The sequence below is a fragment of the Mycobacterium sp. 48b genome, assembly GCF_048282725.1.
Lineage (GTDB): Bacteria > Actinomycetota > Actinomycetes > Mycobacteriales > Mycobacteriaceae > Mycobacterium.
On record NZ_JBLVUL010000001.1, the window covers coordinates 4,313,826 to 4,337,649 of the forward strand.

At 63.3% G+C, this 23,824-nt stretch carries 23 protein-coding genes; 14 read left to right on the top strand and 9 right to left on the bottom strand.

Annotated features, from left to right (window positions below):
- Positions 1-55: 55 nt before the first annotated feature.
- From ACNQR1_RS21310 to ACNQR1_RS21325, 4 genes are all read right to left on the bottom strand, one after another.
- Positions 56-1,546 (bottom strand): sensor histidine kinase, encoded by a 1,491-nt coding sequence (locus tag ACNQR1_RS21310; RefSeq protein WP_418047744.1) that lies wholly within the window; start codon positions 1,544-1,546, stop codon positions 56-58.
- An 807-nt stretch (positions 1,547-2,353) separates the two neighbouring features.
- The gene (locus ACNQR1_RS21315; RefSeq protein ID WP_418047745.1) at positions 2,354-3,208 is read right to left on the bottom strand and encodes a hypothetical protein; all 855 of its coding nucleotides are present in this window, start codon (positions 3,206-3,208) and stop codon (positions 2,354-2,356) included.
- Positions 3,209-3,435: 227 nt separating this feature from the next.
- Positions 3,436-4,839, bottom strand: a complete 1,404-nt coding sequence (locus ACNQR1_RS21320; protein WP_011768002.1) for an IS1380 family transposase — start codon at positions 4,837-4,839, stop codon at positions 3,436-3,438.
- A gap of 103 nt (positions 4,840-4,942) precedes the next feature.
- The gene (locus tag ACNQR1_RS21325) at positions 4,943-5,287 is read right to left on the bottom strand and encodes a helix-turn-helix domain-containing protein (protein ID WP_418047746.1); all 345 of its coding nucleotides are present in this window, start codon (positions 5,285-5,287) and stop codon (positions 4,943-4,945) included.
- A 626-nt stretch (positions 5,288-5,913) separates the two neighbouring features.
- Between ACNQR1_RS21325 and ACNQR1_RS21330 the strand changes: the two genes are divergently transcribed.
- From ACNQR1_RS21330 to ACNQR1_RS21350, 5 genes are all read left to right on the top strand, one after another.
- Entirely contained in the window at positions 5,914-6,801 is an 888-nt protein-coding gene (locus ACNQR1_RS21330) for a TnsA-like heteromeric transposase endonuclease subunit (protein ID WP_080989697.1), read from the top strand.
- A complete protein-coding gene (locus tag ACNQR1_RS21335; RefSeq protein WP_418047747.1) occupies positions 6,798-8,864 on the top strand; it encodes a Mu transposase C-terminal domain-containing protein in 2,067 nt (688 codons plus the stop codon). Before ACNQR1_RS21330 ends, ACNQR1_RS21335 begins: the two co-directional genes overlap by 4 nt.
- A 4-nt stretch (positions 8,865-8,868) precedes the next feature.
- The gene (locus tag ACNQR1_RS21340; protein WP_019347177.1) at positions 8,869-9,876 is read left to right on the top strand and encodes a TniB family NTP-binding protein; all 1,008 of its coding nucleotides are present in this window, start codon (positions 8,869-8,871) and stop codon (positions 9,874-9,876) included.
- Positions 9,877-9,955: 79 nt separating this feature from the next.
- A complete protein-coding gene (locus tag ACNQR1_RS21345) occupies positions 9,956-10,825 on the top strand; it encodes a hypothetical protein (RefSeq protein WP_162563158.1) in 870 nt (289 codons plus the stop codon).
- Between the two features lie 122 nt (positions 10,826-10,947).
- Positions 10,948-11,433 (top strand): hypothetical protein, encoded by a 486-nt coding sequence (locus tag ACNQR1_RS21350; protein ID WP_019347179.1) that lies wholly within the window; start codon positions 10,948-10,950, stop codon positions 11,431-11,433.
- 177 nt (positions 11,434-11,610) lie between these two features.
- On the opposite strand, the gene ACNQR1_RS21355 is transcribed toward ACNQR1_RS21350, so the two are convergent.
- Positions 11,611-12,657, bottom strand: a complete 1,047-nt coding sequence (locus tag ACNQR1_RS21355; protein WP_019347180.1) for a helix-turn-helix domain-containing protein — start codon at positions 12,655-12,657, stop codon at positions 11,611-11,613.
- The gene (locus ACNQR1_RS21360; RefSeq protein ID WP_019347181.1) at positions 12,654-13,265 is read right to left on the bottom strand and encodes a hypothetical protein; all 612 of its coding nucleotides are present in this window, start codon (positions 13,263-13,265) and stop codon (positions 12,654-12,656) included. Before ACNQR1_RS21360 ends, ACNQR1_RS21355 begins: the two co-directional genes overlap by 4 nt.
- A gap of 147 nt (positions 13,266-13,412) precedes the next feature.
- On the opposite strand from ACNQR1_RS21360, the gene ACNQR1_RS21365 reads away from it, so the two are divergent.
- The 4 genes from ACNQR1_RS21365 to ACNQR1_RS21380 all read left to right on the top strand — a co-directional run bounded on the left by ACNQR1_RS21365 (position 13,413) and on the right by ACNQR1_RS21380 (position 17,461).
- Entirely contained in the window at positions 13,413-15,473 is a 2,061-nt protein-coding gene (locus tag ACNQR1_RS21365) for a DEAD/DEAH box helicase (protein ID WP_019347182.1), read from the top strand.
- A gap of 33 nt (positions 15,474-15,506) precedes the next feature.
- Positions 15,507-15,743, top strand: a complete 237-nt coding sequence (locus tag ACNQR1_RS21370; protein WP_019347183.1) for a hypothetical protein — start codon at positions 15,507-15,509, stop codon at positions 15,741-15,743.
- A gap of 153 nt (positions 15,744-15,896) precedes the next feature.
- Positions 15,897-16,442 (top strand): hypothetical protein, encoded by a 546-nt coding sequence (locus ACNQR1_RS21375; protein ID WP_131721957.1) that lies wholly within the window; start codon positions 15,897-15,899, stop codon positions 16,440-16,442.
- A gap of 44 nt (positions 16,443-16,486) precedes the next feature.
- Positions 16,487-17,461, top strand: coding sequence for a hypothetical protein (locus ACNQR1_RS21380; RefSeq protein WP_019347185.1), 975 nt, complete (start codon positions 16,487-16,489; stop codon positions 17,459-17,461).
- A 129-nt stretch (positions 17,462-17,590) separates the two neighbouring features.
- Here ACNQR1_RS21380 and ACNQR1_RS21385 read toward each other — a convergent pair whose 3' ends face one another.
- Together ACNQR1_RS21385 and ACNQR1_RS21390 are read right to left on the bottom strand one after the other, a co-directional pair.
- Positions 17,591-17,791 (bottom strand): hypothetical protein, encoded by a 201-nt coding sequence (locus ACNQR1_RS21385; protein WP_019347186.1) that lies wholly within the window; start codon positions 17,789-17,791, stop codon positions 17,591-17,593.
- Between the two features lie 55 nt (positions 17,792-17,846).
- On the bottom strand, positions 17,847-18,308 hold the full coding sequence (locus tag ACNQR1_RS21390) for a hypothetical protein (protein ID WP_019347187.1): 462 nt from the start codon (positions 18,306-18,308) through the stop codon (positions 17,847-17,849).
- Here ACNQR1_RS21390 and ACNQR1_RS21395 point away from each other — a divergent pair.
- The 5 genes from ACNQR1_RS21395 to ACNQR1_RS21415 all read left to right on the top strand — a co-directional run bounded on the left by ACNQR1_RS21395 (position 18,307) and on the right by ACNQR1_RS21415 (position 21,803).
- Entirely contained in the window at positions 18,307-19,062 is a 756-nt protein-coding gene (locus ACNQR1_RS21395; RefSeq protein ID WP_131721956.1) for a hypothetical protein, read from the top strand. The two genes, ACNQR1_RS21390 and ACNQR1_RS21395, sit on opposite strands and share 2 nt — an antisense overlap.
- A 785-nt stretch (positions 19,063-19,847) precedes the next feature.
- The gene (locus ACNQR1_RS21400; RefSeq protein ID WP_043369900.1) at positions 19,848-20,723 is read left to right on the top strand and encodes a DUF6192 family protein; all 876 of its coding nucleotides are present in this window, start codon (positions 19,848-19,850) and stop codon (positions 20,721-20,723) included.
- Positions 20,724-20,727: 4 nt separating this feature from the next.
- A complete protein-coding gene (locus ACNQR1_RS21405; protein ID WP_019347190.1) occupies positions 20,728-21,174 on the top strand; it encodes a hypothetical protein in 447 nt (148 codons plus the stop codon).
- 332 nt (positions 21,175-21,506) lie between these two features.
- The gene (locus ACNQR1_RS21410; protein WP_019347191.1) at positions 21,507-21,638 is read left to right on the top strand and encodes a hypothetical protein; all 132 of its coding nucleotides are present in this window, start codon (positions 21,507-21,509) and stop codon (positions 21,636-21,638) included.
- Positions 21,639-21,671: 33 nt separating this feature from the next.
- Complete coding sequence (locus ACNQR1_RS21415; RefSeq protein ID WP_264010420.1) at positions 21,672-21,803, top strand: hypothetical protein; 132 nt, start codon at positions 21,672-21,674, stop codon at positions 21,801-21,803.
- A gap of 474 nt (positions 21,804-22,277) precedes the next feature.
- Here the strand turns inward: ACNQR1_RS21415 and ACNQR1_RS21420 are convergent, their stop codons facing one another.
- Positions 22,278-23,078 (bottom strand): hypothetical protein, encoded by an 801-nt coding sequence (locus tag ACNQR1_RS21420; RefSeq protein WP_019347193.1) that lies wholly within the window; start codon positions 23,076-23,078, stop codon positions 22,278-22,280.
- Between the last annotated feature and the right edge of the window lie 746 nt (positions 23,079-23,824).

Below are 23,824 nucleotides of genomic sequence, written 5' to 3' on the forward strand. Positions count from 1 at the left end.
ACATAATCCACATAAATCCAGTCACATCGAATCCCGATAAATTTGTTCGCGGTGTTCAGTCGTTACTGGTCAGAGGTAGTTTCACGCGAAAAACTGTCTGCCCGTACTCTGATTCGGCACTCACCGACCCATGATGGGCTTCGGCAATCGACGCGACGATGGCCAATCCCAACCCTGTGCTGGCGATTTCGCCTGACCGGGAATTGTGTGCGCGCACAAAGCGCTCAAATAAACGTGGCAACAAATCCGGGTCGATACCGGTGCCGTCGTCGGCAACAGTGACCTCGACGAATCCGTCGTCACCGACAGTGACGCTGGTCGTGACCGTCGTCCCAGCCGGCGTGTGCACCCGCGCATTGGTCAGCAGATTGCTCAGGAGTTGGTGTAGACGATCACGGTCACCGCTGATCCACACCGGTGCAGTCGGCACGGTCGTGGACCAACGATGATCGGGTCCCGATACTGATGCGTCGTTGACGGCAGCGGCGACGACATCGCACAAGTCCACCTCGTCGGCCAGCAGGTCCTGCCCCTCGTCGAGGCGCGACATCAGCAGCAGGTCACCGACTAAGCCGCTCATCCGCTGCGCTTCGGCTTCGATGCGCGCGAAGGCGTACTCGCTGGTGGGGGGCAGCTCGACACTGTCTTGGCGGGTGAGTTCTGCATAGCCGCGGATCGCGGCCAACGGGGTGCGTAGTTCGTGACTGGCGTCTGTGAGGAACTGGCGAATCCTGCGGTCCGATTCGGCTCGCTGTGCCAGCGCGCCGTCCACGTTGACCAGCAGCCGATTGAGGGCATCACCGACAATGCCCACCTCGTTGTCAGGATCAGTGTCAGCTTCGTCGACGCGCGCCGTGATCCTGTGCTCATCGTCGGCCAGCGGTAACGTCGCGACCCTGGCTGCTGTCGCCGCTACACGGCGTAACGGCCGCAGCGCGTAGTCCACCACTAACACCGTCCCGATGCTTGTGACCACCAGCGCGATGACGATAAGTCCCACTGTGGCAATGGTTTTTGCGGCAACCACTTCCTCGGCCCGGTTCAGCGACACCGCCGACACCAACCGATCCCCGCCCTCGGCCTCGCGACTTTGAACCCGGTAGAATCCCAGGTTGGGGAATTCGAATGTGCGGGGCGGGCCATCGCTCCAGGCCTGCGACTCGATCACCCCAACAACATCTTGTGGGGCCGGATCCGCCCCGGTGTCAGAAAACAACGCGGATTCAACCACGGTGCCTTTGCGTAACACCGCGATCAGATTCCCGGGGCCCTGCCCGATGAATTCGGTCAACTCTTCGGTAGTTGCCGGATCCGGTGAGTGCTGCGACCCCGTTCCGTTCTGCTTCAATTTGGAGTAGATATGGGTGAAAGCGGTCAATGACCGCGCCAACTCGGCATCGCTCGTGCTGTTGACGTAGCTCCGAACGCTCAGCACCGAGATCGCGCCCACAGCGAGAAGCACAGCCGTCACAACGGCGCATACCCCGAACAACACCTGCCGGCGGACGGTTCCGGGGACCCACCATCGCCGTTGCTTGCCGATCATCGGGCCCTCCGTGCCGAACTGCCCCGATCAACGGCGTTCGTCGTTCTCCGATGCTCCACACTGGCGCAGCGATACCAGCCGCGGTCGACAAGACCACAGTTCAACTGGCGCGCAACAGGTCCCGCATCGTTGCGTGCATTGGGAAGTGCTAGCCTGCCAGATCCGCACTGGTTCCAATTCCGCTGCAGCAAAATCGATCTCGCTATCATGAACGCCCCCTTCACGCTGCGCCTTCGACCATGGGCGCAACTGCCGACAACTCACCGGCACCCCAGGCGGTGACCCACCGCCACAGCGCCACGACAAGCCGAGCCACACGCCACGGCGCGCGACGACCTCCGCGTGAACACGCCGCGGTTGTCATGTGTGACGTAGCGAGCAGGGCCCCGGCATGCGGGAAGGTCGACAGGCACGCGCCGCTGGCGGTGACACACCCATATTGTTACGTGCGCATATTCGCATGTCACCAAGTTCATGCCGTTTTCACACCTGAGCGCACCTCGCGACGCTGGACAACGATTACCTCCAGCTGGGTGCAGGTGCGCGTCGAAACCACATTCGACCGTTGCGCTATGAGCGGCCCGTGGTGCGGGTGACTCATGAGTGCTGCCCTCAGGCCCTGTCGGCCAACGCGGGGTGCTCAACTCAACCTTGCGCCGCTACGAACGGGGCCGCCTTTCTAGCGTGTCCGGGCCGTTGGAGTCACCGTCTATGTGCGTAAGGTGCGACACGCTCAGTGCGCCAGGGCGATTGGGCCGACAGTCGAAGCCGATGATCGATTCCCATTTGGTGTGCCGGATTGCAGCGTTACTGGCGGCCGGCCGCTGGCAGGCTCGTGCTGCGGCGGTGGTGCTCGTCGAGGCGTTGTGCGAACTCACCGACGGTCGTGTCGCGCTGTATACCCAACTCATCGAAGGACACGAGCCCGGCGCCGGTTTTCACCCCGACGTGGTCGTAATACACCGAGGCAAAGAAGTGCCGGTCGGCTTCGGGCAGATGCGCCACAATGGTGTAGGGCATGTACGGCAGCGTCTGGTCTTGCAGCCATCCGTAGGAATCGGTCGACTCGGCTACGACGAAAAGCATTTCGCCCGTGGCCGATTGAGGGAAGTCTCGCTCGAAGTCCTTGCGAATGCGTGCCTTCTGCTCCAGGTCCTCGCCGACACCTTCACGATAGAATTCAGGAGTGAACTGCGAGAGGAACAGCCGGCTGGTGTGCAATCTGGCATCACTCGGTGGGCTGGTCTGAACCCGCACAACGCGCAGCGGCTCATCATCGATGATGATGCGTTGCTCAGCATGAAGGCACATCTGCCGGTAGCCCATCTTGGCCAGCCGAATCGCGGCTTCCTCCATGAGCTCGTCGAGGACGGGCGCCCCCGTTTTGTTCACGTCTACCCCCTGGGGTGAATAGACGTGCCAATTCTTGGGGCGATCCGCGCTGAGGAACGTGCCGTCGGCATATTCGAGGTCACTGATCACTATCAGATGGGCCACCCGCGCGGCGTTGCCTTTGGGTGTGTGAATCGAGTCCGGGCCTGGGGTGTCCGCTTCGGTCAGGCCCGGACTCGGTGTACTCGGCGTGGTCGGTTCTGTGGACGGGGGCGGCCACGGTGACCGGCCGGTGTTCACGGTCAGATTTGCATCGCCACCGTGGGTCAAGCCGAGCAGTCGACGGTAGGTGCTGTGATATTTGGCCGGCACCGGGCGAGTGCCCCGTTCCCACTGTGAAACGGTTGCTCGACTGACGCCTAAGCCTCAATCCGTGGACTGACTTGAGTGGTGTGGTTCGACGGTGATTCTGACGGCGGTTTGTGGGGTGGGCAGGATGTAGCCGCTGGTCTGCCCAGCTTTTCCTGTGTGCTTCGGTGGGGCCTGTTCGGCGACGGTTAGACGGTTGCGGTAGCGGGTGGGCTGTAGCCGATGGTGTTGCGCCACAGGGTGAGCCAGTGCTCGGTCCAGGGCCAGTGGCTGGGTAGGTGCAGGATGGGTCGGCGTTGCGGTCGGGCCAGCCGTGCCGGGACGGTGATGATCGTGCGTCGCAAGGTGGCTCCCCGGGCCACTGCGTGCGCTCCACCGGCAAGCACACCGGCGGCGCGCAGCAGATTGTGGGCGATGGCCCCGCAGAGCACCCACGCGGAGTTGGCGCCGAATTGCCCGGAGGGCATGTGGGCCAAGGGGCCGGCGATCAGGTCGGCGAAGACAGTTTCGATGATCGCGTGTTGACGGTGGGTGATGTCGGCGTCGGCGGTTGGTAGGTCGGTGTTGGTGAAGAACGGGTGATACCGCCAGACCGGGAACAGGGCGTCGCGGAAGCGCGCATCTTTGACCCGACGTACCACCAGTCGGGCGGTGAAGCGGTCTGTGGTGGCCGCGAATGCGGTGTAGCTGATTTCGGCGACTTCGGCATCAGAGATCCACTCTCCGGTGTCGGGATCACGCACCGCGCCCGGGTATTTCACCGGTGTCCACGCCGCGTCGTCGATGGCGTTGATGGCCCGGTTGATCGCGCTGTTGCGGCCCATGACCACCGAGAATTGCGCACCATGGCGTCGGCAGGCGCCGACGACGGCGCGGGTGCCGTAGGACGAATCGCCGCGGACCAGGATCTGGCCGGTGACCCCGGCCGCTCGGGCCGTGGTGATGGCCTGGGCGACCATTCGACCGGCTCCTTTACCGGAGCCGGTCTTGCCGGCCCGCAGCCGCATCCCGGCGATCACCGGCGCCGCACCGGGGGTGCTGATCGTGGTCGCCAACGGCGAGAGTCCTTTGCGCAGGACCTGCTTGCCAGCGATTTTGGTGTGTCCGTAGGAGGCGCCTTGTTTGGCATGGCCGTAGACCGGTCGTAGCAGGGAGTCGATGTCGATGAACACACCGCTGTCGGATCCGGGTAGCAACTCAACGCGCCGGCAGAGGGCGGCCAAGTGTTCGCGCAGGACTGATTCGAGTTGGCGTGCGTGTCCGAAGGTGAACTCCCGCAACAGGGTTCCGATGGTTGATGGTGCGTACACATCGCCGAAGAGTGTTTTCATGCCCCCGGCCCGGACGATGTTGAGGTCATCAATGCTGTCGGCGCCGGCGCACATCCCGGCGATCACCGTGGCCAGCTTCGGTGCCGGATTCGCTGACCCGGATTTGATCTTCGGCGCGGGGATGAAGATCTTGTCAGCCAACAGATTCGGCAGGCCGGTCTGCTCAGCCAGTGTCATCACCGGCACCAGTCCGGCGCACGACACGAGATGATCCTCATCGAAGACCGCCGACGACGCAGCGAACCCGTGGGACACTTGCACTGGAAGTGCCTTTCTTAACTGGCCTGATTGATGCGTAGAGAACACCAATCCTCCCAGCTCAAGGGGCACTTTCCTTATATCGACACCCACCTACACAGGCAATTCATCGGTGGATCGAGGCTAAGGCTCGTGCGATGTCGGTTTGATTCAGCCCCGCAGCTACTCGGAGCTGCGCCAGCGTCGCCGCACCTGTGGGCGCGTGATACAGATCCGCGATCGCCACCCCCACGGCTGCGGCGATCGCGGGAATGCTGCGCGGCCGCGGTCGACATTCCCCGGTCTCCCACTGCAAGACCACTTCCCACTCGGTCTCGAGGCGTCGGGCCAATTCCGTGCGCGTCAAGCCCAGCCGCTCCCGTGCCGCGGTCAGGCGGGACCCGTCAAAGCCGCCCTTTGGACGATCCTCTCTGGACACACGGCTAATCCTGCCATGTCGGCCCGGCGGCACACCGGCTTCGCTCGTAGGGCTGCAGACCTTTTGCCCACCCCTTTTCGCGTCTATTATCGTGTTACCGACTTGCGAGTAGCATCCGGTGATGGTGTTTGCTGATCTTTCGCTTGCGTGTGCTGTTCCCGGCTGAGGCTAAGGCGCGCTGCGGTCCCGGGATCCTGGCCCGCTCGATTCGAGCCCCATGCCTTGGTTGCATTGCTGCGCCGTCGCGCTGATGGCGAATACCGTGTGACACATAGATATTTCGCGTTGAAACTCTGACATCGTTCGGGAGGGTGAACCGCGCTACCACCACTGGGTGCCCGGAAGTGTCCCGCCCGAAGGACGTCCAAGGCTGGTCGCAGGGCGAGGTGCGGGGCGGGTCACGCTGGATTGCTGGAGATCTTGTGCGGCGCTACATGCATGTGGTGAACTAGCGGTTATCTTCCGCTGGCGCGCGGCCGCCGCTGACGCGTCAGCTTTGGGTCGGAGACGATCACACATTCCTATGAAGGAGGTGACCGATACGCACTCGACCGCTGATCTCGTAATTCTCACCTAGACATTGAAAAAGCCGGGGGCCAGCCCGGCTTCTTCGGTGTGCCTCGATGCGGCTCGCATCTCTCTCCATGTGAGGAGGACACATGGCTATTTCACCGTGCCCTGGAACAGATGTCAACCCCTCGGCGACAATCGTTCGGCCGTCAGTGCTGCGGGAATCGTGCGCTGATCCGCCCGTCAAAGCTGTGGCCATCACCGGGCAACCGGCTGGGCGGGCGCCGCTTCCGGTCAACGATGCTCCGTACACCAAGATTCTGTACGACGACCCGGAGACGGGCCGACGCACACGGTCTCGGATCGTCGCCGAGCTGGGCGGTATCCGGTTCGAATCCTGCGTACCCATCCGCACGTTTCCCGCCTACCGCGGCAGGCGGTCACGCCAAGGGCGATACTGGTTTTCGCGGTCTCAATCGCATGTGCGGTTTGAGTCTCGTTTCGAGATGACCGCGCTGATGGTGCTCGACTTCGTTGGCCACGCAACAGCGGTCAGCTCCAATCCGTTCTGGCTGCTGTGGCCGACCGGAACGACACCGGTGCGCCACGCCCCGGATTTCTTCGTGCGGCGCCGCGACGAATCGGTGCTGATCGTCGACGTCAAACCCGCGCAGCGAATGACCGACAAGGATCGTGTGCAACATGACTGGACACGCGCTGTCTGCGGTGAACTAGGTTGGGATTACCAAGAATTCACCGAGCTGAATGTCGTACTTGAGCGCAATCTGCGCCTGCTGTCGGGGTACCGTCACCCACGGTTTGCTCCCCCCGACGACAGCGGTGCCCTCATCGCAGCGCAGGCGCGGGCCGCCGGGGAAAACGGTGTTCGGCTGCCCGAACTGATCGATGCCGCAGCCCTCTGCACTGGTCTGACCGCCGATCAGGTGATCGCCGCGGTGTATCACATGCTGTGGAACGCGCAGCTTCACGTGGATCTGAACCATCCGTTGACATGGAACGCGACGGTGCGACCATGATCCACATCCAAACCGGTGACATCGTCGAATTTCGCGGCCAGACATGGCAGATCCGCGATTCGGATGCCACCACAGTGCACCTGAAATGCCTCGACGACGGCAGCAGTCTCACGCTGCCGACGGGGGTGCTGCTGGCCGATGAGACCTTCGTCGGCCCCGGCGATCCCGGCCCGAGCGTGGCAGACCAGCGATTGCTCGACCTCACCGTCCCGCAACGACGCAGGGAGGCCGAATTCTGGTACGCCCACATGTACGAAGTGAAGTACGGCATCGCGTTACGGGACCGCGGCGTCATCGACGCACCCCCACCCGCGGCCACCATCGCCTCACGTCTGGGCGCCAAACGGCACGAACTGATGCGCGCCGGCCTCGAAGTCTCCATGTCCACCATGTGGCGCAAGTGGCGCGGCTTCAACCGTCGAGGCGTCCTCGGATGTGCTGATCTGCGCGGAATGCCCGGCCACGTCCGGCTGTCGGGAATTGATCACCGCGTGGAGGCAACCCTGGCCGCTGTCCGCAACCACTTCATCGACAAATCCACCCCCACAAAGAAGCAGATCATCGAAATGGCCAAACACCGACTCACCGACGACAACGTCGCCATGCCCGGCAAAACCTCCTGGTACGAGCTGCTCAAGAGAGTGGACCGGGGCGAGCACATCACCGGCGACGCAACCTCGCGCCGCAGCCACGCCAACAGCCCCGACCGGGCCTTCAACAAGATCGTCGCCCTGTTCCCCGGGGAGGAAGTCCAGCTGGACTCCACACGGCTGGATGCCATGGTGCTGATGGCCGACGGGCAGCCGGCCACCGTCGATCTGGCAGCAGGAATCGACGTCGCCACCGAGACCATGCTCTCACCGATCCTGCGCCCAAACGCCTGCAAGACAGTGGATGCCTTGGAGATCTGGGCCAACGCCGCGGTTCCCAAACAGTTGATCCCCGGTTGGTCAGAGACCATGGCGATCGCGCGGAGCTATCTGCCCGACGTCATGCTGCCCACCGAGGACTTTGATGCCGCCCTCGCCAACTACCCCATCATCGATGTGCGAGGTGTGGTGGTTGATCGGGGCAAGATCTTTGTGTCAGAGGCCTTTAAGCGCGCCGCCGAAACCCGCGGTGTCAACTACTACTTGTCGCCCCCGTTCACCCCCACGGCTAAGCCCCACATTGAACGGCTCCTGGAAACCATCGCTGATGACTTCGTGCGATGGATACCCGGCTACAAAGGACGATCGGTCAATCATCGCGGTCGTCGACCGGACAAAGAAGCGCTGTGGCCGCTGCCGTTGCTTCAGGCCCTTCTCGACGAATGGACCGTCACCGTCTACCAGAACCGCCCACACACCGGTGTCGAGGTAGGAATGGCGCCACGAATGAAGTTGTCCCCCAATGCTATTTACCGCGCACTGTCCCAGTCGGCGCCTACCCCGATCCGCACGCTGAGCCGCGACGAGTGGATCGGCTTGCACCCCTACAAGTTCAGGCGTATCAACCGCTACGGAATCAACTTCGAAAAACTGGTCTACGACTGCGATTCATCAGCGTTTCACCGACTGCGTCGGCGAAAGTCGCCCAACCAGAAACACAACGGCAAGTGGGAGATTCGCTACGATCCCAATAACCTGCTGCATATTTGGGTACGCGATGAATCATTCGACTACGACGAGCGCGGCCGCCAGGTGTTCAAGGACAACGGCTGGATCGAATGCGACTGGGTTCTGGCCAAATTCGCGGTCATCCCGTTCGGCATCGACCTCCTTCACGCCATCAGACGCGACCTGGGAAAAAAGGTGAGCGACAAGCAGGTGCTCGAACGCGCTGAGCACATCCACCGCCAACTTCTCGGTGGCCCGCCAGAACCCCACCGCCGACCGCTGACTCGTTTGGAGACCGTCGCCGGCCGCGCGAACCTCGCCAGACAACAGCTCTGCACGCCCATACCGGCCCAGCCCGACCGCGCTCCGTCGCTACAGGATGCCGATGCGGTGCCACTACCTGACTACCCACCACCGCCCCCGGTCGAACCCATGCGCGTCATGCGCCTGTCTGAAGGATGGTGAGGGCGTGGCGTCACCAACTACGAAAGAGGAATGGCGCGAATACTGCACCTACGAGCCGACCCCAGACGCAGGTCGCCCCCACCTGAGCATCGATGAGATCAGGGCTCTCACTGCAGAACAGAGATCGCTCTACAACGACCAGCGCGTCGCCTACCTCGAAGAAGAGCGGTTGTTTCCGACCCGCGACCTCACCAGCGTCCTCGCGTTGGCACACAAACTGATGCGCGCTGCACGTGTCAAGAAGTTCGTCGCGCGCCGAGGCATACGCGTGTCGGGAAACACGCGCATCGGAAAATCCACTGCCGTCATGGCCGCGGGTAAAACTCTGGATTGCGAAATGCGTCGCATCAGCGGACGCGAAACCGACCTGTCCTACCTGCCCGTCATCTACACCCCGATCGCCACGGCGACGTCGATAAACAAGCTGTGGATCAGACTGGCCGACTTCGTCGGAGCACGTGAGATACGCGGCACCGATCCCGATGAACGCCTACTTGACCTCGCGCACCTGCTCAAGAAGTTGGGCACACGGTTTGTCATCCTCGATGAGGCGCAGCGCCTCAACACCGACCGTCCGGCCGTGGCTGAGGTGGCCGACGCGATCAAAGTCTTCGCCGAGACCCTCGACGCCACCATGATATTCGCGGGAATCTCGCTGGACACGGCGCCGCTGTTCAGCGGCAGGAGCGGTGAGCAGTGGCGAAAGCGCACGCGGCCGGTCAACATGAGCAAGTACGAAGCCAGCAGGAACGGTGACCAACTTGAGTGGCAACGGTTGGTCGCGGCATTCGAATGTCTGCTGCCGCTGCCGCTGCACGAACGGGGTCTGTTGGAACGCAACGCCGCCTACCTGCTGCACCGCACCGACGGCTCGCTCGCACTGCTCAGCGATCTCATCGTTGATGCAGCCTCGGCCGCCATCGATTCGGGAACCGAAGCGATCACTCTCGAACTGCTCGACACCATCGCCGTCGACGATGAAGACCGCGGAACGGTCCCCCATGAGCAGTAAACCTGACACCCCGCCCCGAGACCTCGGCCCGATCGCCCACCGGTCACGATTCCGGCGCCTGCCGATCCAGGTCCGGCCCATGACCGCCGAAACATTGCACAGCTACCTCGGCAGAGTCACCGACCAAAACTTGCTGCGCCCCGGGATGCTTCGCGACCTGTCGAAGGGCCGCGGGTTTGCGACCACGCTGTCAACATTGACCGGTTACTCGAAACGCCACCTGGTCTTCTCCCTCCCCGAACTACGCACGCCGGCCAGTCTGCGTGCGTACCCACAATTGGCCGGCGAAGTAAGTTCCTGCGCCGGCAAGCGACCCGCGTGCCAACAGTGTGTCGCCGCGCGACTGGGTACCGATGACTGCGTCACCGTCTTCGCCAGCCACGAACAGCTCATTTGCCCCACCCACAGCCGCTGGCTCGGGAATGGGTCGTTGAAATGCCCACGACCACACCAATTCTCGATTGCCGCATGCCCCGAAATTATTGCCGCAAACCTGCAGCACAAGCGAATAATCAGCCGCTGGGGACGTGGGCCCACCCATGCCAGCTTCCTTGATGCGGTGACGTGCCTGTCGAGGTGGAGCCGCTGGCCGGTCGTCATGACTGCATCCGACATTCGAGGGCGCTGGGAGCGCCTCGACATCACCGACGAAAGCCCACCGCTGTCGCCGGCTGAGATCGCGGCGTGGTATCCCAACGCGGTATCGCTGACGCGGGTGATCCTGGCTCAACGCCGGGAGATCAAAACCGCACGCGGAATGACCCGCAACATCGCTACCGCCAGCGTGGAGCGGCTCAGACGAGAAGTCGTCGAGGGATTGGCCACCAGCGGCGCGTTTGACCCCTACCGCTACGCCATCACCAGCGATCGAATCGAACCCGACTCCGAAGTCGAAGCCCCCGCCCGCCCCCGACACTCCCCCGCAGCAACGGACAATCAACAAACCTGACGAACCCTGCAGCCCCGGGCCGCCGGACCTGCCAGAGCCTGAGTTGTCGTCGCGCGGCGCGGCAGCACGTTTGTCGGTTGTGCTCGCGCTGGGGCAGCCGCGGACCTGTATAGGGTCTGGCCATGACCTTCCTGCCGTGGGTGTCAGTGGTGATCAGTCTTGCCTCGGTTGTGGTCGCCTTGTTCGCACTGAGAACGCACGGCAAGCGCGAGCTGCGCGGATTCAATCGGAAGCTGTTGACAGAACACGTAACCGAACTGCTCGTGCTCATCGACGCCGAACTTGCGCGACTTGGTGCAGGCAGCGTGCAGGAAGACGGATTCGACGTGAGCGGCGTGCGCTACATGGAGTTGTCGTACCAGTTCCTGAGCCGTAAGACGGTCATCGAAGTGGTCTCTCCCTCGTGCGCACGAGCGGTCACGCAATCACTGGAGCGAATGAGTACGTTTCGCAACGAGACCGACGGCAAGCCGTACTCGCTGCTTGGCGCCATGTTCAATGGGCTTGCGTTGATGCGGGGGCAGCTGCTCGTGACGCACTTGCGGGCAGTCGCCCACCCGCAATTCGACGAGAAGGAAATCAGGCAGCGGGCAGCCACGTTGAAATAGCCGCTCGACGGCACGAAGCTGGAACGGATTGTGGGGCCTGGCACCTGAGGGAACCGCCTGACGCTCCCGCGGCAAGCACAACATCCACACCCCAGCAGCGCAGATACCCACGCAGAACCACACCGGTGCGGGCAGAGGTCATTGCGGTGCCGATCGACGGGTTCATCGCGACCGCACCTAGAGGGCCCGCAGACGTGTTTCCGGTGGGAGAAACACACTTTCGTTGCCGGCAGTGCGGCGACCGGTCAAGCGGGCGACTTCGTCTCGGCTGAGGCCGCCACGGGTCATGAGCGTCTGTCCGATCGTTTGCGCCAACTCGGGTCGCTCGGTGGGGATGGCATCGGCGCCGGGCTCGTGCCGGCGCCACCCGCGCGCGTTCATGGTGCGATAGAACTTGGTGCGGTCGGCAGCGCTGACTTTCCCCAGACGGTGGGCGTGCTCGAAGATCGCCTGCATCGAGACGCCCCACATCTTCTTCAACGCGAGCAACCGTGACGGCGTGAGACTGTGCAGGTCGGACTCGATCACGTGCGACGGCATCAGCAGTTCGGCGGCGAAATCGTCGGCTTGCGATTCGACATCGGGGTCCACATAGCTCGAATGCAACACAAGGTGGCCCACCTCGTGGGCCAGCGTCCATCGTTTCCGATCAGTGGACAGATCTGCGTTGAGCAATATGACCGGATACTCGCTGGCCCACTGCGACAACCCGTCAATGCGCCGAGTTCCCAAGTGCTCCTCGACAACGATGACGCCGGCCGACTCGACCCAGCGCGTCAGATTGCGCACGGGACCGATCGGCATCCTCCACTGGGCCCGCACCATGCGGGCAGCATCAGCCGGTGTCGTGTCATCCGGATCGAAGGTGGGCATGTGGTTGGTCGGGCTCATCGGGATGCGGCGGGTCAAAAACGCCGACCGCATCCGGTAGAGGTTCAACTTCGATTCGGCCGACTTCCACTCCGAGACCTTGGTCGTCTTCTGCCGGCGCATGTGCGCGTCGGCTGCCAACGCTCCCCGAAGCTGGAATGGATGGGTGAGGAAATCCGGTGACACATCAAGGATTTCAGACATTCGCTCGACTGTGGCGTCGTCGGGTTCGCGCAGGTCATTCTCGTAGCGCGACAAGGCGGCCTGAGTGATTCCCAGGTGCTCTGCGAGTTCTTCCTGCGTGAGTCCGGCGGCGCGTCGGGCGGTCAGAATGACGTCGCCGATCTGGCTCATGGCTGATCCGTGGTGCCTTCGTCGCGCTCTTCGACCACGTCGCTGAGGTCCAGTTGCGGCAGCTGTGGGTCGATCGGTTCCCACGTGATGCCGGTCGCCTCACCACCTGCCGGCGACGTCAAGGTCACCGACCACACCGGGTTGTTCTTGCCGTCGCGGAACGACAAGATCGCCTCACCGATCTCACCGAGCTCGGGCTCCCAGATATAACCCATGGCCAGCGTGACCAGCTCCAAGCCGGGCAACGCGGCCTGATTGGTCCAGAACGCCAACGCTCCGCTGGTCGGGAACGTCTCGATCCGCAAGTTGGCGGCGTGGCGCTTGAAGCGCACCACATAGTTGGCTCCGTAGTGGATCTGCCGCGTCGGCTCTTCATCGACGACGGTCACCTCGGGATGACTGGCGACCTGGCTGGTCATGGAGTCCCACATGCGCTCGTGGATGAAGTTCGCGACGAAACGCTTGGAGAAGTTGACGAACCACTGCGGCTTGAACTCCTCGAAGACCGCCAGATCCGCCCGCGCGGTGTCGACGGCCACGACGAAGGCGCGCAAGAACTTGTCGCCAAGATCATCCACCACAACCTGCGGATCCGGGTATTGCGACATGCCAGAAAATATACCAGTGAGCGTCCGGTCTCGTCGCGATCAGCCCCGTACCGGCTCGGTGTGTCGAGGTCAGAGGCATCAATGTCGGCGCTCCAAGCGCCCGGAAACCATCTTGTTAATGTTGTACAAGGTTGTATAGTGAGCCCTATGGCTGATGAAGGTTTCCTGCGTGTCGCGCAAGCCGCGGCCTACCTTGGGGTGTCCGCGCAGACGCTGCGGCGATGGGATCGTGATGGCACCCTGCCCGCGCTGCGGCGGCCCGGCAGTGACTACCGGTATTATCGGCGCGCCGATCTGGAGCCGTTCCGGCTGCAGTACCGCCGTGCCCAGGAGGCTGCCGCCGCCGGCGCCGACAGCAGTGTGTTCGCCACCGCCAATGCCGATATCGAAGCCAACGCCGCACTGCGCGACCCGCAGCGTGAGGCGCATCGCGCGGTCCGCGAACACTTCGCCACCGGTGCTGGTCCCGCGATTGTGCAGATTCCGGTCGGGTGCGGCAAGACCGGGATCATGGCCACTTTGCCTTTCGGCATCGCGCGTGGACGCACACTGGTGATTACCCCGAATCTCACCATCCGCAAGGGCGTCGCCGATGCCGTGGACATCACCAGCCCACAATGCTTTTGGACCAAGTGCCGCGTGCTGTCGGACTTCACCGCGGGACCGTGGATGGCCGTCCTGGACGGACCCAATGCCAATATCCACGATGCGATCGAAAGCGACTTCGTGGTCTGCAACATCCAGCAGCTGGCCAGCCAGGCTGATCGCTGGCTGCCGCAGTTCCCCGAGGACTTCTTCGACATGATCCTGGTCGACGAGGGCCATCACGCCGCGGCCGAAAGCTGGCAGAAGGTCTTTCGCCGTTTCCCCAACGCCAAGGTGGTCAGTCTCACCGCCACCCCGTTTCGCTCCGATCAGCAGCAACTGCACGGTGAGATCGTCTACCGGTATCCGTTCACCCGGGCGATGGTCACCGGCTACATCAAGCAGATCCACTCCCGCAACGTCGCGCCGGCCGAGATCTACTTCACCTACCGCGACGACACCCGCCATCACACTCTCGAGGAAGTCCTGCAACTGCGCGAAGAGGCGTGGTTTCGCCGCGGGGTGGCGCTGAGCCCGGAATGCAACCGCCACATCGTCGAAGCCAGCATTCAGGCGTGCGACCGGATGCGCGCCCAGACGGGCATCCAGCATCAGATCATCGCTGCCGCATGCTCGGTCGACCATGCCCGCCAGGTCGCCGCCCTCTACAACGAGTGCCGATACCGGGCCGCTGAAATCCACTCCGATATGGACGAAGACGCCCAGGACGCGGTGATCGAGCGGCTGCGCCAAGGTCAGCTCGACTGCATCGTGCAGGTGCAGATGCTCGGTGAAGGGTTCGACCACCCCCGGCTCAGCGTGGCCGCGATCTTCCGGCCGTTTCGCAGTCTGGCGCCCTACATCCAATTCGTCGGCCGGGTGATGCGCGTCGTGCAGGAAGCCGCCCCTGAGCACCCCGATAATCAAGGCCACATCGTGTCCCACGTCGGGCTGAACAACGATGCCCGCTGGTCGGAGTTCCGTGAACTCGACCTCGACGATCAAGCCCTGGTGCACGGATGGGTCGCCGGCATCACCGACGAGGACGCCGACCAGGACGGTGACGGTGGCCCGCGGGCCCGCCGCTTCGACGGCGGCATGCTCGTTGACAACGAGATCCTCACCGACTTCGTCGAGCAGACCTACCTCGACCCCACCGACGACCGCGTTCTCGACGAGATCCTCGGCCGCGAAGTCGCTCCCGGTGTCCGCCTCGGCGACCTCGTCGAACGCGACCAGCTACGCCAGCGTCTGCTCGCCCAGCAGGCTGCCGCCGTGCCGCCCGCGCCACAACCGATCCCGGTCTCCCCGCAACGCGCCCGACAGTCGGCCAAAACTCGCGTCAACCAACGCACCAAGTCGGTAGCCAACCGAATCCTGGCCGACCTGGATCTGCCCCCGCGGGGTCATCAGCTGATGGCCGTCACCGCGGGCCCTCGCCAGCACAACTCCGTCATCGCGATCCGGCGTCTGTCCGCGGCGATCAACGAAGCGGTAGGCATGCCCAACGGCACCCGCGGTGACTGGTCACGCGAACAGTTCAGCACCATCTTCGACCGCATCGACGAGATCGCTGACACCGTCGGTGACACCTTGAGATCCCAACTGTCCCAACACGAGTAACCACAACCCGCACCGTGCCCCGAAGGAGTCGGCATGTCCCCCAAAGCGATACTGCGCCACGTCCGCGTCGAAACACCTCGCACAAATCATGAGCGGCACTGCGCTGCACACCTGCGGGGCAAGAACGCCCACTTCATCCTGGCCGGCGACACGCACTTGGTCGTCGTGGAGAACGACAAGCAGTTCAGGTACTGCCTGCCGGCGGCCGCCGAAGTCCTCGACCTCGCCGCGCACCAACTGTCCGAGCTGCGCCGACAGCTCGGACTGTGACATTGGCGGCCACGGTGAGGTAGTGACTCCGGGCGCATCCTGCTGCCCACCGCCCCGTCTGCTCGTCGGCGCAGGGATCGGGCGCTGATCGCCGCCACCGTCATTGCGGGTGAGATGTCCAGTTTGTCGGACACATTGCCTAGCGTGGTGGGTATGGGCACGACCAGCGGACCAGCGGCTGAGGGGGCATTCGACCGTCTCGGCAGGACGTGGATGCGTACCAGGCTCTTTGTGCTGTCCTACATGCCGCTGTTGCTGATCTTCGGGTTGCAGTGCACGACGTGGCCGGCTCGTATCGGCTACTTCGCTGCCGGCGCGGTGGTCGTTGTTGATGGCTGGCGCTGCACATATGGTCAGCGCAGGAAGAACTCGCGCACGGTGCAGGCCAGCACTGTGCGCGACAAAGGCAGCGAAGTATCGGGATACCTGGCCACTTATTTGCTGCCGTTTTTGTCCGGACCACCGAATTCCTGGTGGTCGACCGGGGCGTATCTGGTGTACTTCGCGGTGGCGTGGATTGTGTTCGTGAACAGCGATCTACTATTTATCAACCCGACGCTGTATGTGCTGGGGTGGAAGGTGATTGCAGGGCGTGTCAACGAACAGGACGTCTTGATCCTCGCCAAGACCCCGCCGCGAGCCGGCGAGCCATTCAGTGGGGTGAATTTTGCCGGCGGGTTGGTGAAAGTTGATGGCTAGAATCGGTGCCGTATTTTGGCGCAGTGCTCTGAGGGGGGCGATATATGAGAAACGACGAGGACTGGCTGGGGATTGGAACCGATTCCGACCCGCAATTAATTGTCGGTTGGCGGCCCCGCGCCCGCCAACTCACCGGCGGACGGATCGACCTGCACGCGGACACCTTCGAGGACCTGAGGGCTGTGGTTCACGATGCGATGGCCTATCTCGCGTCCGCCGAAGCGATCGACTTCGGCCACGAGGTTCTGCCTGTCGCCGGCGAGGAGTACATCCGCCGCGAGATTGTCGACCTACCCGCCGTGCACCGAGCTGAGCCAGAGGAGGGCGGCGATGACCAGGACGACAGCGCCGACCTGGTTCGGCTCATCGCCGACTGTGAGGGATTGACAGATATCACCGCAGGTCAACTCGCTGACGGAAACTTCGCGTTGTACGGCATCGTGTTTCGCCAGCCCAGCGGGGAGATGATCGGATGTGTCCGGGCGATCAATCCGGCCCGGACCTTGAAGAAAGCGGCCTTCTGGGGCCGGTTCGCCGGGTCGTTGCGCCGCACTCAGAAGCCTGATCTCATGCTGGAGTCAGAAGTCGACCTGGTGGTAACCGGCAGCGAATTGGCCATCATCCGCAGGTCGGCATATGACCGGCTGTTCTCCGATCTCGATGAGCTGGCCGCCGAGGTGCCGGCCAATGTTGCCGGCTTCGACGTGGCCATGCCCGAGCTGCCGTTCGCTGAGGGCACCGCCGAAGCAATCGTCGAGCTGGGAACCGCGCTCAGCAGCGTGGCCAAAAGGCTGAATCGTCTGCCGTCCCAGCCAGGCATCAGCGCCATGACGCCGTCCTCACTGCGCGAGGTGCTGGCCAAACACGGTGAAGATCCCGCAGAGTGGTTCGACCATGAAGACAAACTCGTGCTGGATCGGCGCCGAGCTAAGGAGTTCCTCGATATCGCCGAGGGCCGTTGGTGGACAGCCGATTTCCAACAAGAACGTCGCCGCGCCGACAAATTCCGCGCCCGATGAAATGTGTTGCACTCTGGCGCTGCTGAAACTGGGGTTGAACGGGTCGCCCGGCTGATCGAGCGGCGACGACATCAGCAAGCAGGGCAGACCAACTCGTGCCCGCGCGCGGCGGTGCACCGGGTCGAGGGGTCAGCGGGGTCGGTGTTCGCGGCCTTGCCGCTCAGACAGCAGGCGTTGCACACCGGCCGAACGCACATGCCCGGCCGGCACCTGGCGGTTCTCCAGCTTCGCCGAGGCCGTGGTGGCCCGGGCCGCGATCTTCTTGATCACCGCCTGGCACTTCGCCGCGGGCTGGACACCCGCCTGGGTCTTCTCGGGTGGACAATCCACGGGCCATACCTCCCCTCGGTCATGGTATCGATCGCGCCACCGACCAGCGCCGCAGTTATCGATTCACGTGCGGGGTGAACAGCCCGTCCTCGTGGTGCTTGATCTTGACACCGATCATGACTGGTTTCACGGCACGACCGGGATGGGGCTGCGGTGCACGCCGGGCCAGCGACCTTGTCGCGGTCGCCATCTCGTTGCTGACGAAGTAGGTCTGAGCCGCGTTGACAATCGTGGGCCTGTCCCGGCCCCAGGGGTCGACCGCGATCCAGAACGGCGGCTGCCCGGCAGGATCCCGCTGTGCAGCGCGGACCCAGACGTTGTCGGGGTCTGCGCTTACGTAGAAGCCGGAGATTGGCGGCGCGGAGCCGCGCAGGTTGAGCAGTACTTGGATGTGTTTGGCAAGATCGGCTTCTTGCGCGGTGTCGATCGTGCCGACGCGCTGCCATTGGCGGCCCGGGGTGTTGTTCTCAAAGGTGACTTCGGATGTCGTCGTTGAAATCCATATGTCGGGGGTCATGACCGTTATCGTGCCGGATCGGACACGAGAAAGCGGCCACGGGCGACTTCTGGTCATCGACGCGCAGCTCGGTCGGTTCACCACGAGTTCGTCGTCGGTGCCGAGGTGTAGGTTGCGAAGAATGCACGTCGTCGAACCCCGATACAACGCGGCCTGGGTTCCCTTTGAAGCGCGTATGGAGACGATCACCGGCAAGCGGCTCGCCAAGTGGCTCAACGCAAATGAGCGCCGCGGCCAAGGCAAGCGCGTCATCATGACGCCGCAGAAGTCGGGCAACGCGATCGACAACCCACCTGTATTAGCGGCCCTGGCCGCCCAGTCGACATGGGTTTCTGCCCGATCCGACACAGTTCCGTGGGGCGGGCCCGTGGTAGCGGCATGGCCCAGTGAAGAGTCCTTGATCAAGTGTGTATCCCGCGTCGGGGAATCCACCCTCACGGTATTCGAATGGGGAAAGGCGCCCGGGGTGCTCGGATGGGCAACCGCCACAGGCGCGTTCAACGCCGCCACCGGCGAACTGACGCCACCGCTAGAGCCCTCGCTGCACGACGAGTTCGAAAGCATGCTTTTCCTCGACGACCGTTTATCGTCTGCACCTAAGAGCGGGCGTGACCGCGGTTATGTCCACGAGTTCATGCGGACGTTTCACCGAGCCGGGCTCGACGCCGACTTTGTCGTCACCTACTGCATCGCCCTTGGATGCACCCGCGACCCGCGGCGCGTGCGGGAACACTATCGCGTGGCCAACGGCTGAGTCTTGGTTCGGCCCCTGCGCCCACCGCCGAGCTTGGCCGGTGCCCTGACCTAGGCGTTGGGAACAAGGTGATCGGGTACATCGATCAACCACGAGGAGCCATGGCCGCCCGCGGGATCGCGGCTTTCCCAACAGGTTCGAGATCAGTGAACTGCCCCACCTCATTTTGGCGGGATCGACACAGCGGCGCACTCTAGTCTGGTGTGAGCCCCGCCGGGTGACATCAGAGGGCAGGGCAACACGCCGATGGCTTGAACAGTGGAGGCGATGGTGATGGTCGAACCGGCACTGGTGGGCCGTTACTGTCACGGCTGCGGAGCCCCGCTGAGCGAGTCTGTACGTGGTGATGCCTTGTATTGTTCGGCGGCGTGCCGGGCCCGGCATTGGCGCTGGACCCAACGCACCCGGACCCGTGTGCGCACGATGCGCGGTGTTTCCGCGGCGCGGGCGGTGTGCCCGGTGTGTGGGCAGGACTGGATTGTCGGTATCGAGCATCGGTCGTCGGCCATCTACTGCTCGCATCGGTGCCGAACCCGCGCCTGGCGCGATAAACGTTCGCCGCAGCCGTCACCGTGACGCCTACCCGAACGGGTTGTTTGGACGACGAATATCCCGGTTGAACAGCGAAAATAGGGGGCGCATCGGTATTGCGGTCGAGTGATCACCGCTGCACAATGCGGCGGTACCTATCCGTAAACGTTCGCACATCGCATCACGACAAGACGGTATTGCCGTCGCGATCGGCAGCGGCGTGCGAGGTCGGGCATGGCGAGGAGATGATGTCGATGCCGACCATGGTGGGAAACGTCAGCGAGCGTCATTACAAGACATTGGTGCGCGAGGGACGCACGCTGGTTGAGCAGCAGGCCCACGCCCAATTCGGCCTGGGAGACCTCGCGCTGAAAGTGGCACCCATGCAACCCCGCGGCGGCGAACACGCCGCCGAACCGCTGATGAGCGTGGGATACGGCCTTGCGCGGTTCTCCGAAGACCTGGGCATGCCGGTCAAGACCCTCGACACTTACCGATGGGTGTCCTCGCGCTGGCCGAAATCCGAACGAGTAAAAGGCATTTCGCACTACATTCACAAGATCCTGGCCGGCCTGGACGACCGGTTCGACGTGATTCACCGGCCACCGGCAGACGACACCGGCCACGATCGGTGGACAGTGGACACCGCGTGCCGCGCCGCGGGCTGGAAATCACCGATCCCCAAAACCCGGCAGGAGAAACTCGACCGCATCCACGAGCTGGCCAACGACGACAGCATCGCCACCGAAGCCACCAAGAACTTCCTGAACCGGCCCAGTGTGGCGTTCCACGCGATGGCCGACCGCACCGCTCGGCACGCGGTCAACACCGCCCAAGTCGAGCAATCCCGCCAAGCCATCGTCTGCGCCCGCCAGCGCACCCCAGCGATACCCCGGATCGAACACAGCGCTCAATACATCGAACTGATCGCGATGTGCGCCCAATTCGTCGCTTCCGCCGGCCGCGCGGTGCCGCATCTTCGAGGTCACACGTTCACCGTCGAGGAACGAGAAACGGTGCACACCAATATCGCTCGGGTGCGCAGCACCGCAGACTGGATCGAAACCGCAGTCGACACCGGCGACGTCAGTCTGGACGAAGCACTCGCACGCCTACTCACCGAGGCGTAGGACCATGGCCAGCCGGTTACCCAGGCATATTTCGGGGGAACGGGTTCTGGAAGCGCTCATCGCCGCCAAGCCAGGCCGGCTGTCCACCGCACAGCTGACCAAAGCGACCGGACTCTCACCCAACCAGGTACGGGCCGGGCTCGTGTGGGTCAAAGAATACGGCGCGCTCCAGCACGCAATGCCGCTGACGTGGACCCGCGACGGCCACGGCGTCACCGACGAACCACAGGACTGGATCGCCCACGAGCGCACCGCAGTGCACGGCCTCTACACCCGCGTACTGCGCCTGGTGACCGGCACCGCCGAACCACACGCACACCGCACACCCGAAGACCCCTGGATCCGCCTCTACCTCGACCAACTCACCGGCGTGCGCGCGTTTCTCGACGCAACCAGCCGACTTCCACCACCCACCCCGGCGGGCATCCCTCCGCACAACGGCCAGCGGTAACCACCAGCACAGTGGGCTGCGACCTTCGACCCAGTAGACGGACCTCGTTGTGTTTGATCCGCACGTACCTGAGAACGTGCAGGCCGAGAATCTGTGCCCACATCAGTTGTGGCAGCGGCATTCAGCGTCAGGCGCACACTCGACCGCGGCAACCTGAAGGACGCATTCAACGCCGCGTAGCGCTGCGGCGAGGCATGAAGCTGTGCGACAAGAGTGTGGCGCCGCCAATGTTCCTCGGTTTCGTGGTGAGCCGCACGGCTGGAACTGTCTGTAGCCCAGTGCGGGGGTGTTCTCGACGATCGCTCACGGGGATAGGGGTTGGGTCTGCGACGGTGAGCGACACGCTTATCCGGTGTGCCCTACTCGATGATCTGGGTTCGGGGTTCGGCAGCGCGGTGGATCGACCCGGGATCGCCGAGTGGGGGTTGTGGGATGGGAACCGGATCGAGGGGCTGGGCGTCTAACTGGATGTGGATGCCGAGGATCGCCAAGCGCTGGTGGACGAGGGATTTGATCCAGATGACCCGCAGGTGGTGATGGCCATCGATTTGGTGCGGTGGGAGTTGTCGCTGCTGTTGACGAGCCCTAGCGATCTGAGCGGTCTGGTTGACGGCAACGCCGGGTGGTGATGAGTGCAGGGGTTTGGGATGCGGCGAGCGACGTTGAATAGCGCCGCCGGCAGCAACATGACCGGGGCCGATGATCTCGGCGCAGTGCATGTGGGGCCTCCGGCGGCACCAGTTCAGCGGTGACGCGTACCGGTCAGCTCTCTGCCGTCACCGATGGCCATCATCACCCTCGATGAGCAAGCACTTCGGCTTGCCCATCTCGTATTGGGGAGGCGGTCAGTTCGTGAGCACCTGATCCCAGCGCGACTCCCCCGTGACCGGTGGTCGGCTGGATCAGCTCACGCTGCCCGGTCATCTCCTGAGTGCTGATGCGAGTCCACGATGGACCTGTTGACCTCAGCGAGCCACTGGTGTGTTCGTGCTCGGTCGCTCGACGTTATCCAGAGCCACTGGTACGCCTCGGTCCCGATCGGGGGGCAGAACTACTGCCCGAGCCCGGGCTCGGGCAGTAGCGCACCGGCATCGGTTGTGCGCTTACTCGCCCGGTGATCCTAGGTCTGCGTCTAAGGGTGGCAGCACGTGATACGCAAGATGGAAGCGGTCATCGAACTCACCGTGCCGGTGATACTGACTATCGCTTTCGAGCGTGATCCATACGTCGGCGCCCTCTTGGATCTGATTCGGGTGCACCGTCCAACTGAGAGTGACTTCCTCGCCCTTGCGGCCGTCTTCTGTGACCATCGACCCGCCCCGGCTTTTCACCCGAAGGTCCCATCTGAGCAGCCGGCCGTGCGGGTCTGAGCCGATGCACTTGAACGTGATGCAGTCCCCAGGGCGCACGCACAACTCTGCTGGCGTCCCATTGCGGGGCTGGCGTCCAAAAGAATCGGTGACAGAGACGATTTCGGGATAGTACTTCAAGTCTGGTCCTTGTTCGCTGCGCCAGATTGTCACTTGATTGGTGATCTCTCCAACGATCCCCACCACGAGTGATTGTTCGAATGGGTACAGTTGTCGCCCATGCATCGTTGGATTGCGGAAACCCTCTAGGCGATCCATGTAGGTTTCGAAGTACTTCTTCTTACCGAGGATCGGCTCGAACCTCGCCCAATTCTGATCGCGACCGATGATCTCTCTGAGTTGGTGGAACTCCAGGTACTCGATTAGGTCGCTCGACGCGATGGTCCCCCGCCGCTTGGCCATTTCAGCGGCCAGCTTGTCCTCGAGGCGGTCAATCCTGACCGCTGGATCGTCCCGCCAGCCCTCTGCCATCACTTCCCGTATGAGATCGCGAAGCACCCGCTCGACCAGGGTGATCGCTTCGTAGGGCTGCACGTGACAGACAGTAGTCGCTCGGGTCGACCAGACTGTGGACAACGATGCCAGCAGCGCCAGAGCCCCCAGCGGTAGCCAGGCACGCCGCCTGCGTGGCTAGGGCAACAACCACCGCACAGCCCGACTACGCCGACCCAACTGAACGCTGACCACACGGTCATCAACCGATTTGCGCATCCAAAACGCCACCGTCGCAATCTCGGGCATCCTGCGCGTCGGGCAAGGGCAATCCGACGAAAGTCGCCCGCAGGTACGTGTGCTGCGACCCACGACGCTGTGATGTGATGGCCCAAGATCTCGCGAGAAGGATTGCAGCTGATGCCGACTCCCACCAAACTCCGAACGCCCGGCCACCATGTCTGATCTGCCTCACCGCCGAGCGCCAGTCCGCAGACATCTTGGTCTTGGCCGCACGCTCAGCGCACTCGCCGCCGGTGCGGCCACATGTGTGGGCTTACCTCCGGCCGCATACGTCGTGTTAGCCCACGGGTCACCGAACTGGGCGGCCTTTTGGCAACACGCGGCCCAACCGTACGCAACGTTGGCGGCCGGTTTCGGTGCTATCACCGCTGGTGTCTTGGCCTACTACAGCGGCCACTACACACGTTCCGCCGAAAAGGAACGTCACGACGCTGAGCAGCTACGGTATCGAGACGAGCGAGCACAAGAAGTTAGACGCGACCTGCACGCTCGATTCACTACGGCTACAACGCAACTCGACAGCGCAACCGTCATGAGCCGACACG